Genomic DNA, 14,282 nt, shown 5'->3' on the forward strand with positions numbered 1-14,282 from the left:
GGAGCGAGCCTCACAGGTGGTCCAGGAAGAAGTCGGCGTAGGAGGCGGTGTCCATGCCGCCGGTGGCGGGGGCGATGGTCCACTGGAGCGTTCCGTTCTCGACCTTGCCGCCGTAGCTGGTGCCGTTGCGGCACTCCATGCGTTGCAGCGCGCGCTTCACCGTCTTGCGAGCCTCCTCCGAGTCCCGGCACAGGTTCTGGAGGGCCTCCAGCGGTCCGGCGCAGTACGCGCCGATGGGGTGCTCGCGCAGCTCCTTGTCGGAGACGGTGTCCCAGGCCACCTGGACCGGGAAGGACGTGCCGCACTTCTCGTGGGTCTCCTTCACCCGCCTGGCGAGGTCGCGCTCCTCGGAGGCGGCCCAGAACGCCTTGTCGAAGGCAGCGGCGCGCTCGAGCGTGCCGTCCGCGAGCTGCCGCTGGTACAGCTCCACCACGTCATCGACGTCCACCTTCTTGGAGCGCTCCTCGCTGCCGTAGAGGGTGACGGGGTCTTCCTTGTCGAAGCGGTTGAGGGTGTTCCTCCCGTTCGACTTCTTGGACGGGGCCAGACGCACCAGGCGCAGGCGCTTGCCGCGCCAGTCCGTCCAGTAGGAGTTGTCGTCGCTGACGCTGTGGAGGGCGACCTTGCCGTCCAGGTCATCCCCCGGGGCGTGGAACTGGACCAGGGCCTTGCGGGAGCCCGAGGGCAGCAGCGGGACGATGGTGATGACGTCTCCGCCCTCGGACGTGAAGACCGACGCCTGTCCTTCCGGCTTGGGGGCTTCCCCCGTGGGGCGCGCGTTTCGCGAACAGCCGAGCGCGACGACCACGACACTCAACGCCAACAAGACTCTCAAGCAACTCCCCTTGGGTGTGGAGCCCCGCGTGGACGCCCGTCACGGGCGCCGCCTTCACAGGGCGATGTCGTACTGCTTGCAGTATTGGCGCACCTGGGCGCGCTCCGCGGCGGGCACGCGAAGCCAGACGGTGCGCGCGTTGGACAAATCCTTCTGGCGACAGTGGACACGCGTCAGCAGCGCGAAGGAGGCGCCCGTGACTTGCGTCCGCTGACTGCGGCGCACCAGGTGGAGCGCCTCGGCCGGGTCTCCACGCTCCAGCGCCTGCTCCGCCAGCTCGAGGTCCGCGAGCGCGCCAGCCTGGATGGACTCCTTGCCGCTCGGATGCGGGGTGCCCACGGGGTTTCGAGCCGAGTCATCGGGCGACGTCCCATTGCCCCGGGGCTTCGCCTTCAACTTCACGCTCGTCTCCGACGTCGAGGGCACCACGTTGGGAGAACCGATGGCGAGCGCGTTGTCCGGCTTCGCCTTCTCCGTGGGCGAGTCCTCGCGCGGCGCCTGGGCCGGCGGCTCTTGCGAGGGCGCATCCTGTCCCACGGGCGGCGGGTTCTCCTGCACCAGCGACGAAGGTGGGGCCCCGGGCGTGGGGTTTGCCTGCGTCGGAGCTGAAGGCGGGGACCCGAACCCGCCAATCTCCACGGCCGTCGGGTCCGCCTGCACCGGCGACGACGGCGGGGCCCCGGGCGCGCCATGTCCCACGGGCGGCGGGTTCGCCTGTGTCAGGGCCGAGGGAGGCAGGGCATCGCCAGGCGCCGCGGGAGGAGCCTCGCGCGCCGGGGCCGGGTTGTTCGAGGCGGACATGGAGCCGTCTCGAGCCGCGAAGGGCAGGACACGCGAGAGCCCCAGGCCCACGGCGATGAGCACACCCGCGGCCAGCGCCACCCTCACCAGGAGCTTGCGCGAGACGAGGGCCGCGACTCCTCGCGAGGCGGAGCGAATCGTCGGGAGCTCGGGCTCCAAGTCTTCGGACTCCGAGGGAGCCGGGCTCACCGGCGCGGCCTTCGACGGCTTCCACACCTCGAGCGGAGCCGCCGCCACGGCCTCGGGCACGGGAGGAGGCGCGGAGGAGCCGGCCTTCGGCGACGACACGCGCACCGACTTCCCGACGAGGCCAGAGGACTCCGAGGGACGTGAGGCCTCGCCCTGCGCCGAGCGCCGAGCGGCCTCCGCGACGTGCGCGGACTCACCATTCGCGGGGCGCCGCGATGCCTCGGGAGCCTGCGCGGACTCACCATTCGCGGGGCGTCGAGACGGCTCCGCACCCTGCGCCGAGCGCCGCGCGGACTCTGGAGCCTGCGCGGGCGCACCCTGCGCGGAGCTTCGGGACGCGGCGTGCTGGGACGGACGACGGGGCGCGGCGGCCACCGTGGCGGGCCTCGACGGAGGAGACGCGATGGGCCGGGGCTGCACGGTCGCCGTGGGCACCTGCGCGGCGGGCGGAGCGACGACTTGCGGCGGCATGTCCGCGGGCGGCGTCACGGTGCGCAGCGGCGTCCCCGTCAGCGCGGCGATGAACGCGCTCACATCCGGGAAGCGGTCCTCCGGGCGCTTCGCCAGCGCCTTCTCGATGGCGCGGATGACGTGCTCGGGCGTCTCCGGGGCCGCTTCGGCCAGGGGCTCCGGTGGGTCATAAACGATGCGGTAGATGAGCTCCGGAAGGATGCCCCCGTCCTTGAAGGGCAGCTTGCGGGCCAGCATCTCGTAGACCATGCACCCGAACGAGAAGATGTCCGTGCGCAGGTCCACGTCCTTGTTCTTCCCCGTCGCCTGCTCCGGGGCCATGTACTGCGGCGTGCCCAGCAGGATGGCGTCCTGCGTCTGCACCGTCTTCGAGTCGAGAATCTTGGAGATGCCGAAGTCGAGCAGCTTCACGTGCTCCACCTGCATGCCCGCTATCTCCATGGGCACCAGGAACACGTTGCCGGGCTTCAAGTCCCGGTGGATGACGCCCACGCCGTGCGCGGCCTGGAGCGCGGAGCCCATCTGCCGCGCAATCGAGAACACCTCCGTCAGCGTCAGCGGCGCGCCCTTGCGCATCCGCCGCGACAGCGGCATCCCGCGCAGGTGCTCCATCACCAGGAACGGCGAGCCGTCCTCCAGCGTGTCGAAGTCGATGACCTCCACGATGTTCGGATGGCCCAGCCGGGTGGCAATCTCCGCTTCGCGCCGGAAGCGGAGGTAGACGTCCTTCCCCAGGCTCGAGTCGGGCCGCAGCACCTTGATGGCCACCTGCCGACCCGGCAGCCGCAGATGGCGCGCAAGGAAGACGGTGCCCATGCCGCCTCGGCCGAGCACGCCGGAAATCTCGTACGTGTCCCGAAGGACGGTGCCGAGTGGAATGTCGTGTGCCGCCGAGGAACTCATGGAAGACCGGCCTTCACTCCGGAAGCCGCATTCTATCCTGGAGCCCCTGACACGCCTTGGCCAGTCATCCGCCGTTGCTACACGTCCCCGTGGGATTTCCGCAAGGACACTGGACGCCGGCACGCCTCGACTCGGGCGCGCCGGCTATCGACTTCTCACAGCTTGAGGAACCGATGGATGCGGGGAATCCACATCCAGCCTACCTGGCGGGTGGGGTCGCCACCTCGCTGGCCGCGCGCAGCTCCTTCACCACGCGTGTGGCGCCGTAGACGTGCTCCAGGGCGGCGAGGATGCCGTCTCCGTGCACCGCCACCGCGCGGTTCGTCTCGGGGACATACGCATACCGGCCGCCGAGTGAGTGCAGGTTGCCGTCGAAGATGAGTCCGACGACGCGCCCATCGCGGTCCACGACGGGAGAGCCGGAGTTGCCGCCGATGATGTCGTTGGTGGAGGCCATGTCCAACGGCGTCTCGTCCGGCACCTTGCCCTTCGCCTTCATCCAGGTGTCCGGCAGCTTGAAGGGCTCCTTGCCCGTGTGCCGCGCGTACGCGCCACCGAACGTCGTCAGCGCCGGCACGGCGCGGCCATTCTCGTCCCAGCCCTTCAGCTGTCCGGCGTTGAGGCGCAGCGTGAAGGTGGCGTCGGGATAGCCGGAGGTGCCGAACACCGCGAGGTGCGCCTTGGCCAGCCGCTCGCCGTTGCGCTTGAGCACCGCCTCCACCGTGTCCTCGTAGCGCTTGCGCACCGCTCTCGCCTCCGCGTCCACCTTGCGCGCGAAGAGCAGCATCGGGTCCTTCGACGCGTCCACCGCCGCCTTGCCGCCATCCAGCAGCGCCTGCCGCGTCTTCACGTCGCCCAGCTTCGTGCCGCGCACCAGCGAGCGAGCCAGCGCCTCGGGGGCCTCCGCGCCGAGCACCTGCCGCACGAACGGGTCATCCGCGCCCAGCGTCTCGCGCAGACGGCCAAGGCCGAAGGAGAGCACCGCCTCGTCCAGCTCCAGGGTGATGGGCGCGGCGCGCAGGAGGTTCTGACGCAGCGAGGGGAGCTGCGCGTCGGTGTACTCGCGCAGGCGCTCCGCGTTGGCCTTGGGCTGCTCCTCGGCGATGCGCACCAGGTGGCGCGCCAGCGCGAACAGCTCCGAGGAGAACGCGTCTCCGCCTTCCTTCATCCGGTACTCGGGCAGCATGCGGCGGTACGTGTCGAGCGCCTTCGCCGTCTCCTCCCACGCCCCCGCCGTGGCGGCCTTCACCGTGGCGTTGGCCTCCACGCGCTTCCTCAACTCCGCCTCGTCCTCGCGCTTGCGTGCGAGCAGCGACGGGTCCGCCAGGGCCTGGTGCCGACCGCGCAATGCCTTCAGCCCGTTCTCCACCCCGCGCAGCCGCGAGCGCGTGGTGCGGTAGCGCTCCGGAGAGCCGCTGGAGTACTCCTTCAGCTTGCCGCGCAGCTCGGAGAGCTGGAGCAGCGTGTAGGGCAGGTTCACGTCGCGCTGGAACTCCAGCTCCGCGACGGTGGCCTTGCGCTCGGTGCCGCCGGGGTGGCCGGAGACGAAGACGAGGTCTCCGTCCTTGGCGCCCTGCTTCGCCCACGGCAGGTAGTCCGGGCTCTTCGCGGGCGCGTCGTCCTTCCACACGCGCAGGAAGGCCACATCGTAGCCGAAGCGCGGGAAGTGGAAGTTGTCCGGGTCTCCACCGAAGGCCGCCATGGAGAACTCGGGGGCGAAGGCCAGGCGCACGTCCTGGAAGCGGCGGTACTCGTAGAGGTGATACTTGCCGCCGTTGAACAGCGTCACCACGTCACAGCGCACGTCGGTGGACGTCGCGCACGCGGACTCCACGGCGGACATCTCCTTCTTGAGCGCGGTGTTGAAGGCCGCGCCGGCGAGGCCCTTCGTCGCCGCGTTCATCCGCTCGGTGACGTCGGTCATCTTCACCAGCTGGTTGGCCTCCACCTTGGGGCAGCGGCGCTCCTCCGCGGGGGTCCGGGCCTGGAAGCCCTTGGCCAGCAGGTCCTCCTTGGGCGAGGACAGGTCCTCGATACAGCCGCGGACACAGTGGTGATTCGTCATCACCAGGCCGTCCGGAGACACGAAGCTGGCGGAGCAACCGCCGGCCAGTCTCACCGAGCCGAGCCGGACCTTGTCCAGCCACGCCTGCGTGGGCGTGAAACCATGGGCCTTGTTCACCGCCTCCGAGGGAAAGGCGTCATAGGTCCACATGCCCTCGTCCGCGGCGGCGGGGAGGGACATGAGCAGGCCAAGTGCGAGCAATGCACGGTCCACGGAGTTCGTCCTTCTTGTTGACGGGGTGAGAAAGGCGCCGGTGAACGCCTGCTCGGAGGGTGCATTCCCGAGCGGGAATCACGCGTCGCGTCAGGTATGGTGGAGACAATGGCCGCGAAGCACCACATCTATCTGGTCCCCGGGTTTTTCGGGTTCATCAACCTGGGTGAGCTCGTCTACTTCGGACACGCGCTCGACTACCTGAAGGCGGAGCTGGCTCGTCGCGGCATGACGGAGTCGGAGGTGGTCATCGTCCTGTCTCATCCGACGGCGTCCATCCGGACGCGCACGGCGGACCTGCTCCGGGCCGTGCAGGAGACGGCGAGCGGCGATGACGGGCCCATCCACCTGGTGGGCCACTCAACGGGAGGACTGGACGCGCGGTTGTTCGTCAGCCCGGGCGCGCAGCTCGCGGAGGGGCTGGAGCTGGAGCCCTTCGCCAGGCGGGTGCGCTCGGTGGTGACGGTGTCCGCGCCGCACGCGGGCACGCCGCTGGCGTCGTTCTTCCTGGGACTCTTCGGGCAGAAGCTCTTGAAGCTGCTGTCGCTGTTCACCGTGTACGTGCTGCGCTTCGGCCGGCTGCCGTTGCGGGTGGTGTTCCGCTTCGGGCACCTGATGGCGCGCGCGGATGACCAGCTCGGGTGGAAGCAGACGCTGTTGGATCAACTCTATGACCAGCTCCTGGGGGACTTCTCCTCTGAGCGGCGCGACGCGGTGACGAAGTTCCTGAGCGATGTGGGCAATGACACGTCGCTGATTCCGCAGCTCACGCCGGAGGGCATCGACCTGTTCAACGCGAGCACGTTGGACCGGCCCGGCGTGCGCTATGGCTCGGTGGTGACTCAGGCGCGGCCGCCGTCGCTGCGCACGCGCGTGTCGGCGGGGCTGGACCCCTACGCGCAACTCACACACACCATCTACGCGTTCATGTATGGGCAGACACAGCGGATGCCGCTGACGGCGCTGCCGCTGCACTCGCCCGCGCAGACGGCGGCGCTGGTGCAGGCGTATGGGGCGATGCCGGGCCCCACGGCGTGTGACGGCATCGTCCCCACGCGCTCACAAGTCTACGGGCGCGTGCTGGCGGCGGTGCGCGCGGACCACCTGGATGCGATTGGCCACTTCGACCAGCCGGCACACCAGCCGCCGCACGTGGACTGGCTCATCTCCGGCTCGGGCTTCCGGCGGCCCCAGTTCGAGGCCACCTGGAAGGCCATCACCGACTTCCTCTTCGAGGACGAGCCGCGCTGAGCCCCGAGCGAGCGGGCCCTCGGGGGCCACTCGGGACGGTGGCGCGATTCGATGAAACATTGGCGCCATGCGATTGGCGCCGTCGTGGGGCGGTTCGTAACTCTTGGGCGTGGCCGAATTCACGGCACGACGACGAGAGAAGAAGGACGGTCCCCATGTCGAAGGTCTGGCTCATCACTGGAAGCTCGCGCGGCCTTGGCCGTGATTTGGCGGAGGCCGTGCTGGCGGCCGGTCACCGGCTCGTGGCCACGGCGCGCAAGCCGGAGCAACTGAAGGACCTGGTGGAGCGGTATGGCGACCGGGTGCGAGCCGTGGCGCTCGACGTGACGGACCCCGCCGCGGCGCGAGCAGCCGTCGAGGAGGCGACCCGCGCCTTCGGACGGTTGGACGTCGTCGTCAACAACGCGGGCTACGCCAACGTGGCGGCCATCGAGGACGTGGACGAGGCGGACTTCCGCGAGCAGTTCGAGACGAACTTCTTCGGGATGATGCATGTCACCCGCGCCGCCCTGCCGGTGCTCCGCGCGCAGAAGGACGGGCACATCATCCAGGTGTCCTCCATCGGCGGACGCCGAGGCTCGCCCGGACTGGCGTCGTACCAGTCCGCGAAGTGGGCGATGGAGGGGTTCTCGGAGGTCCTCGCGCAGGAGGTGGGGCCGCTGGGCATCCGGGTGACCATCGTCGAGCCCGGGGGCATGCGCACCGACTGGGCTGGCTCGTCCATGAACGTCGGTGACATCAGTGACGCCTACAAGCCCACGGTGGGCGCCTTCACCCAGCACGTGCGCCAGGGCGCGGACGGCGCGCGCGGAGACCCGATGAAGGCGGCGAAGGCGATTCTCAAGATTGCCGACGAGAAGCAGCCGCCCCTGCGCCTGTTGCTCGGGTCCGACGCGGTCTTCCTGGCGGAGGTCATCGTCCAGGAGCGCGCGGCGGAGGATTCGCGGTGGAAGTCGCTCAGCATCTCCACGGACGTTGATGGCCTTGTCCCCTTCGCGGAGACTCCGGTCGCCAAGATGTTGGTGACCAAGAGGAACTGACGTGCCCGCCGACCTCGTCCCCGTTCCCAGTGTGTTGCTCGACCGCCTCGCCGCGCTTGGCGTGGAGGTCGAGCGCGTGCTGCGACACGCGGGCCTGGTCCGCTCGCGCTTCCAGGAGCCCAAGGCGCGCCTCACGACGCGGGAGTTCATGGCGTTCTGGCACGCGGTGGAGGCCGTGGGTGGCGGGAGGGACGTGGGCCTGCGCGTGGGCTCCGGGGCGAGGCCCCACCACTTCGACGTCGCTTCCATGGCGGCCCTCCACGCGCCCACGCTGGGCGAGGCCCTGGCGAAGCTCGCCCGCTACAAGGGCCTGGTCTGCCCGGAGGAGGTGACTGTCGAAGTCGTGAAGGGCGAGGCGCGGTTCCGGTTCTACTGGCTGCTGGCGGAGGGGCCTCTGCCATTGCTCCTCGTCGATGCGACGTTCGCCTCCACGCTGGCGCTCGCGCGCCGAGGCACCGGCAAGCCGCTGGTGCCCCGTCGTGTCGAGCTGGCTCGGCGCCGCTCCGACGCGGAACTGCTCACTCGTCACTTCGGTTGCAAGGTCCGGTTCGATGCGCCCGTGGACATGCTCGTGTTCGAGGCGAGCGCGCTCGACGAACCCTTCCTGACGCACAACGCGGACCTGCTGGCGATGCTCGTGCCCGGACTGGAGCGGGAGATGGAGCAGCGACAGCGACACACCCTGACGGACGACGTGCGGTTGGCGTTGAGACGCCGCATGTGTGGCGAGCGTCCCTCCGTCGAGAAGGTCGCCGAGGAGCTGCACCTGAGCTCGCGCACGCTCCAGCGCAAGCTGGAGGCGGCGGGGACGACGTACCAGCACCTGCTCGATGAAGTGCGCCACCAGTCCGCGCGCCAGTTGCTCGCGAGCACGGACCTGGACGCCAACGAGGTGGCGTTCCTGCTGGGCTTCGAGGAGCTGAACTCCTTCAGCCGCGCGTTCCAGGGCTGGGAGGGGACGACCCCGCTGCGCTGGCGTGGGACCTCGCGCGAGGGGGCTGACGGGGCGGTCCGTCGAGCAAGCCGCACAGCGTCCTGACAGCGGCGCGGAGCCCGGCGGGGCTCGCTCCCGAGAAGCCCAGCACCAACCCCTGACGCCTCCCTCGCCCCAGGTAGAGCGGGGACAGTCGGCGCGCGCCGAGACTCCGCTCGTCCGTCCGCGCAATCACAGCCACATCCTGGAGTCCTTCGGACAGGAACGCCGTGACATGCATTCCCGCCTCCGCCGCGCCGAGCCGCAGTGCTCCACGCGACTCCCGCTCCAGTGCATCCAGGAGCGCATCGCGTCGCTCCGCATAGACCAGACGCATCTGTCGCAGGTGCGCGGCGTAGTGCCCTGACTCCATGAAGTGCGCCATCGCGGCCTGCGTGAGCGGAGGCGCATGGCCATCCGTGGCGGCGCGCGCGGCGGTGAAGGCGTCCACCAGCGCTTCCGGGACGACGAGGAAGGCCAGCCGCAGCGACGGGAACATCACCTTGTTGAAAGTGCCCGCGTAGAGGACTCGCCCCGCCACGTCCATGCCCTGGATGGCGGCGAGCGGCCGCGTCGCATAGCGGAACTCGCTGTCGTAGTCGTCCTCGAACAGCCACATCCCGGAGGCGCGCGCATGCTCCAGCAGGGCCAGCCTCCGTGACAGGCTCATCGTCACGCCCAGAGGGTATTGGTGCGAAGGCGTGACGTAGGCCAGCCGAGCCTTCGGCGCTCGCGCCAGCGCCACCTCCAAGCGCAGGCCATTCGCATCCACGGGGACGGGATGCAGGCGCGCGCCCGCGGACTCGAAGGCCACGCGTGCGCCGAGATAGCCCGGCTCCTCCAGCCACACTCCATCCCCTTCATCGAGGAGCAGCCTGGCCGTCAGGTCCAGGGCCTGCTGTGTGCTCGCGAAGACCAGGACCTGGCGCCAGTCACACCGCACGCCGCGCGCCGGCCCCAGGTGCGTCGCGATGGCCTCTCGCAGGGGGCGGAAACCCTCCGGCTCACCCGCGGTCATCCGTCCCGGCTCCAACATCCGCGCCTGCTTCGCCACCGTGCGAGCCCACAGCTTCGTGGGAAAGAGCTCCAGCGCCGGCAGGCACGGCGTGAAGGGCCGCACGTCACGCGGCTCGGGAGGAAGCACGTCGCTCGCCATGCGCCGCCCTCGCCGGGACAGTCCTCCCAGGCGTGGAGTCGGCATGCTCCCGCGAGCAGGCCCGGAGCGGGGCCCGCGAGCATGGTCCGGAAGCGCGACGACACTCCCCGAGCCCACGCGCCGCTCCAGGAAGCCCTCCGCGTCGAGCTGCGCGAAGGCCTCCTCCACCGTGCCTCGTGAAATCCCCAGCTCCTGGGACAGCGTGCGCGTGGACGGCAGGCGGCTTCGGGGCGCGAGCGTCCCCGCGAGGATGGCATCGCGCAGCCGCTCGTAGAGCTGTCGATGCAGAGGGCCTGCTTCCCTGCCCGCGTCCGGCACGAGGAAAGGCAGTGACACACCCACGGAGCGCTTCGACATGCGCACTCTGTAGCCGGCGCTCCGTTCCGCCACAACTCGAGCCTGCCTGAAAGTGGTCCAGTCTTCCGGCACGGAATGGCGCTTTCATATGGACCACTCCGGGAGCACTGTTCCTGGCATCGAAGCCCAGGGAGTCCCCGTCATGACCACGCCCGCCACCCCGTTCTCCTTCGTTCTCGAAACCCCCGCCGCCCTACCCGAGGAAGCCCACCGTCACTTCCTCGCGAAGCTCTCCGTGGAGACCGACGCCGCCGACGTGCACCTGGATTTGGAGCGCGGCAAGAAGGGCTTCGTCGTCGTGGACGTCCGCTCGCCCGACGCCTACGCCGAGCGCCACATCCCCGGCGCGCGGAGCCTGCCCGCGCGGAGCATCTCCGCCGCCACGACGGCGCACCTGAGCAAGGACGACGTCATCGTCACCTATTGCTGGAGTCCCGGTTGCAACGGCTCCACCAAGGCCGCCGCGCGCCTGTCATCGCTGGGCTTCCGCGTGAAGGAACTCATCGGCGGAATCGAGTACTGGGTGAAGGAGGGCTACGCCACCGAAGGCACCGCGCCCCAGGGCCAGCCCGTCTACGCAGAGCGCCTGCCGCGCTGACCGGCGCCCGCGCGAAGCAGAGGCTCATCGGCATCGACCGTCAGTGCTACTCGTGCGGCCCGGTCACGGGCTCGAACGACACCCCCAGGTTTCCGACCTGTTCGAGCGCATCCTTGATCTCCTCCGAGACGATGAACGCTGTCTTGAACTTCCTCGGCCTCAAGACGCTCACGCCCTCAGTCTTCGCGGGATCAATTCGCAGACCATTGATCCAGCGATATTGTCCTGCGGACTCTGGAAAAGGGTCGTCTTCGGCATAGTGCTGAACTTCTCGACACTTCGCTTCGTCAAGGCAATCAATCGTCTTCGCTGCATTGATAATGAAGTACCGCTCGGACTCCCCTTCCACCGTCACCGGAAACGCTTGAATGTCATCCGGAGCGAGCGTCTTGAAGACGTTCGCGACTGCCTCGCTGACGATGGGTGTTCGCTCAATCCCCGCGAAGACAAAGGCGCGCTTCTGGCCTGGGTTTCTGACCCGAGCCTTGATGGGCCCAGGATCCGAAAGGGAGTGACCCTCTCCGAACATCCAAGGCTCTTCGAACTTCCCGCCAGACGCTGGCACAGGCGTCGTGATGTACCACTGAGGTACATCAGCGATACTCACCCAATAATAGTGACGTTCCACCACATCCCTCCTACTTCACAATGAAGCTTCGCAGCTCAGAGCCGGGTGTCAGCAGTTCATTTGCAATCGTCGCGAGTTCCTTCAGCAGCCTGGCACGACATGCGTCCGTGGTTCTGCAAGTTCTCACCGCCTCTTGCAGGCGATTCACCACTTGATTGTGATAAAATTCGGGATGCGGCCCCTCGTGCCCCTTGAGCCGCACTTTGTTTGCAGCATCCTCAAGCGACACACCGGCCTTCTCGAAGATTTCTTCACATGCGGGCGTCCATGGACCGCCTGTAGTAGCCGAAGTCGGGTTCTTGTTCGTGCAGATGTGATGAGTGGGGCCCGTGTCATCGCCAGGAAACCGCCCGTCCGAGTACATCGCGAGAGCGGCAGCAACCCCCGGAGCCAGCGCCACGTTCAGCACTCCAGCGGCGGGCAGCGCGATTGACGTCATGCCACCGTTCAGTGCCGTCCCGAGCTGGAATCCCGCCTCGGCCTGTCCTCGAAGCGCGGCCTGGGAGAAGCCCGGAAGCCTGGGTCCCTGGGACGCCATCGCGCTCTTTCCCCCGAGGGCCGCCGTGACGAGCAGCACCAGGACGCGCGTGCCATTCGTGCCGAGGACCTTCCCGAAGCGGTGGCCGATGTCCTGTAGCTCGGTGACGCTCATTGCCTTGCCCGCATCATCCCACAACTGGACGAAGCCTCGCCCTATCTCCCAGACTGGCACCACTCCGAGATAAGCCACCATCGCCGCCGTCAACGCCACCGCGATGACCTTGGTGATGGGCTCAGGCAAGATCATCGTGAGAAGCACGCTCAGCGCCGCCGAGGTCACCATGACCTTGAGCGCGGCCGGGTTCAGCATCTTGCCGAGCTCTCCTTCCACAGCCCCCCACACCGTATCGAGTGCGAAGGACAGGGCCATGAGCGTCCGGTCCTTTCGCGAGAACGTGAGCCCTGTCCCGCCCACCAGGGACAAGCAGCCGTCCGCGTCTGGACAGATGCGCGCGTACAAAGACTCAGGTGAACTCCCCGAGCCGGAATCCGCAAGACCGGCTGAGGAGGCAAGCAGCGTCCTGGACCGCACCCATCCTCGCTCATCCGCCGCCTCGGCCTCGCGGAACGCAACGTCCATGCGCAGGTCCAGGATGAGCTGCGTGAGGGCAGACTTGAACTCCACCTCGCTCACCTCGACTGGGTCGACGTCCACCGACATGTGAATGGCTCGCTGACCATTTCCAGCATCGATCTGGACGACACGAGTGGTCGCGCACCCCGACGCAATCAGCAGCAGGGAAACGACTGCAATCAACCGCATGGAATCCCCCGAAGGCACCCCTGGGAGTCAGGGGCGCGGCATCCTAGCTTGGGGGGGGTGAACGAGAGAGGTGCGACGCGCTTCTACCCGTGGCTCCAGCACGAGCCAAGAGGCTCAGTACACGCCGATGAGGATGACCTTCACGCGGGGGTTGCCCAGGTACTCCTCCAGCCGCCACCGGCTGCGCAGCTCATCGTCACGCAGGCCCAGGCCCGACTCCGGCGGCGCGTCCGCGCTGGCCAGCGCATCGCGCAGATGCGTCACCGCCCACGCGTCGAACTTGGGGTCCCCCGAGCCTTCCAGCACCTTCAAGTCCAGCAGCTTCCCGTCACGCGCCTGCCGCACCTCCAGCACCGTGGCGAGCGCGAGCACCGGCGCGGTGACGTCCATCATGAACATGTTCGCCGCCCGCCCCGCCTCGACGGCCGCCTGGAGTCGGTTGCGCTGCTCCAGCCGCCTGTCCCGCTTCTCCGCCACATACGGAGTGCCCGTCTTCCCGAAACGCTCGGTGGCCTCCACCTGCTCGTTCTTGAGGCGCGAGCCCAGCACCTTCAGGTCCGGCGACGGTGGATTCACCAGCTTCTTGGCGAAGCGGTCCTGGAGGTTCGTGAAGTACGGATTCACCGCGCCGCTCTCCGCGCGCGCAGTCGCACTCGCGTCCGCCGCCCAGCCATCCACCCGCTCCTTCGCCTCCGCCGCTTCTCGCTGAGCGATGGCGCGACGGTCCGGTGGCCGCCCGTCATTGCGCAGCGTCGTGCCCGACTGACCGGGCTTGCCCGGAGGCTCGCTGCCCCAGAGTCCCTTCGGCACGAGCGAAATCGTCGGCGGCGCGGCGCGAGTGGGCGCATCCTCCGGAGTGGCCGAGGGCTCCTGCTCCTGCGACGCGCCTCCAGGCGCCTCCGCGACGGCCGAGGGCGGCTCCTCCTTCTTCTTTCCCTCGGGTGCCCGCGCGATGTCCTCGGGCGGACGCTCCGGACGACGCTGCGACGGAGCACGCTCGGGCACCGGAGGCCGGACGACGGGGGCCGGAGCAGGCGGCCTCGCCACGGGCGCCTTGGGCTGCACGTAGACGATTTCCAGCTCCGTCATCGAACTGGGACGCGATGGCGCGGCCGACCGCACTCGCGACAGCGCGAAGAAGAGCGCCGCGTGCACGAGCACGGAGACAACGACCGCAATCCACCACGATGAACGCCGGGACACCTTCAGAGTCTGCCTCCTGGCTCCCCCGAGGAGAAGCACCCTGACGTCCGAGCCCGATGACGTCCAGTCGCTCCCTCCCGCCGCCTCCCCTGTGACGGAGGTTGCGTCACGAACTACCGCGAGAGTGGTTTCTCATGAGATATCACGCTGGCTTGCTCTGGGGGGGGCTCCTCATACCCCTCGCCTCCAGTGCGTCGGGAATTCCGGAAGGTCGTCCAGGTCGACGACTCCCACCGCGCCCTCGTCCACGTGCGCTACGACGACGCGGACACGCGCACCCTCCCTTGAGCGTCACC

The 14,282-nt window shown here is 68.7% G+C and carries 11 protein-coding genes; 4 read left to right on the forward strand and 7 right to left on the reverse strand.

The window, feature by feature from the left end; all coding sequences use genetic code 11:
- Nucleotides 1-10: 10 nt before the first annotated feature.
- The 3 genes from HUW62_RS26605 to HUW62_RS26615 all read right to left on the reverse strand — a co-directional run bounded on the left by HUW62_RS26605 (nucleotide 11) and on the right by HUW62_RS26615 (nucleotide 5,477).
- Entirely contained in the window at nucleotides 11-835 is an 825-nt protein-coding gene (locus HUW62_RS26605; RefSeq protein WP_163862932.1) for a hypothetical protein, read from the reverse strand.
- Between the two features lie 54 nt (nucleotides 836-889).
- Nucleotides 890-3,199, reverse strand: coding sequence for a serine/threonine-protein kinase (locus HUW62_RS26610; protein WP_176435975.1), 2,310 nt, complete (start codon nucleotides 3,197-3,199; stop codon nucleotides 890-892).
- A 199-nt stretch (nucleotides 3,200-3,398) separates the two neighbouring features.
- Nucleotides 3,399-5,477: a S46 family peptidase gene (locus tag HUW62_RS26615; RefSeq protein ID WP_176435976.1), complete on the reverse strand. Its 2,079-nt coding sequence runs from the start codon at nucleotides 5,475-5,477 to the stop codon at nucleotides 3,399-3,401.
- A gap of 108 nt (nucleotides 5,478-5,585) precedes the next feature.
- On the opposite strand from HUW62_RS26615, the gene HUW62_RS26620 reads away from it, so the two are divergent.
- The 3 genes from HUW62_RS26620 to HUW62_RS26630 all read left to right on the forward strand — a co-directional run bounded on the left by HUW62_RS26620 (nucleotide 5,586) and on the right by HUW62_RS26630 (nucleotide 8,807).
- Complete coding sequence (locus HUW62_RS26620; protein ID WP_163862936.1) at nucleotides 5,586-6,728, forward strand: triacylglycerol lipase; 1,143 nt, start codon at nucleotides 5,586-5,588, stop codon at nucleotides 6,726-6,728.
- Between the two features lie 155 nt (nucleotides 6,729-6,883).
- Nucleotides 6,884-7,768, forward strand: coding sequence for an oxidoreductase (locus HUW62_RS26625; RefSeq protein ID WP_163862937.1), 885 nt, complete (start codon nucleotides 6,884-6,886; stop codon nucleotides 7,766-7,768).
- A gap of 1 nt (nucleotide 7,769) precedes the next feature.
- Complete coding sequence (locus HUW62_RS26630) at nucleotides 7,770-8,807, forward strand: AraC family transcriptional regulator (protein WP_176435977.1); 1,038 nt, start codon at nucleotides 7,770-7,772, stop codon at nucleotides 8,805-8,807.
- On the opposite strand, the gene HUW62_RS26635 is transcribed toward HUW62_RS26630, so the two are convergent.
- Entirely contained in the window at nucleotides 8,698-10,254 is a 1,557-nt protein-coding gene (locus HUW62_RS26635; protein ID WP_176435978.1) for a PLP-dependent aminotransferase family protein, read from the reverse strand. The two genes, HUW62_RS26630 and HUW62_RS26635, sit on opposite strands and share 110 nt — an antisense overlap.
- Nucleotides 10,255-10,396: 142 nt before the next feature.
- Between HUW62_RS26635 and HUW62_RS26640 the strand changes: the two genes are divergently transcribed.
- The gene (locus HUW62_RS26640) at nucleotides 10,397-10,852 is read left to right on the forward strand and encodes a rhodanese-like domain-containing protein (RefSeq protein WP_176435979.1); all 456 of its coding nucleotides are present in this window, start codon (nucleotides 10,397-10,399) and stop codon (nucleotides 10,850-10,852) included.
- Between the two features lie 46 nt (nucleotides 10,853-10,898).
- Here HUW62_RS26640 and HUW62_RS26645 read toward each other — a convergent pair whose 3' ends face one another.
- The 3 genes from HUW62_RS26645 to HUW62_RS26655 all read right to left on the reverse strand — a co-directional run bounded on the left by HUW62_RS26645 (nucleotide 10,899) and on the right by HUW62_RS26655 (nucleotide 13,986).
- Nucleotides 10,899-11,480: a DUF1629 domain-containing protein gene (locus HUW62_RS26645; protein WP_176435980.1), complete on the reverse strand. Its 582-nt coding sequence runs from the start codon at nucleotides 11,478-11,480 to the stop codon at nucleotides 10,899-10,901.
- 10 nt (nucleotides 11,481-11,490) lie between these two features.
- A complete protein-coding gene (locus HUW62_RS26650) occupies nucleotides 11,491-12,783 on the reverse strand; it encodes an AHH domain-containing protein (protein WP_176435981.1) in 1,293 nt (430 codons plus the stop codon).
- A 114-nt stretch (nucleotides 12,784-12,897) separates the two neighbouring features.
- Nucleotides 12,898-13,986 (reverse strand): ferrichrome ABC transporter substrate-binding protein, encoded by a 1,089-nt coding sequence (locus tag HUW62_RS26655; protein WP_368670485.1) that lies wholly within the window; start codon nucleotides 13,984-13,986, stop codon nucleotides 12,898-12,900.
- Between the last annotated feature and the right edge of the window lie 296 nt (nucleotides 13,987-14,282).

The sequence above is a fragment of the Myxococcus sp. AM011 genome (assembly GCF_013372595.1).
GTDB lineage: Bacteria > Myxococcota > Myxococcia > Myxococcales > Myxococcaceae > Myxococcus > Myxococcus eversor.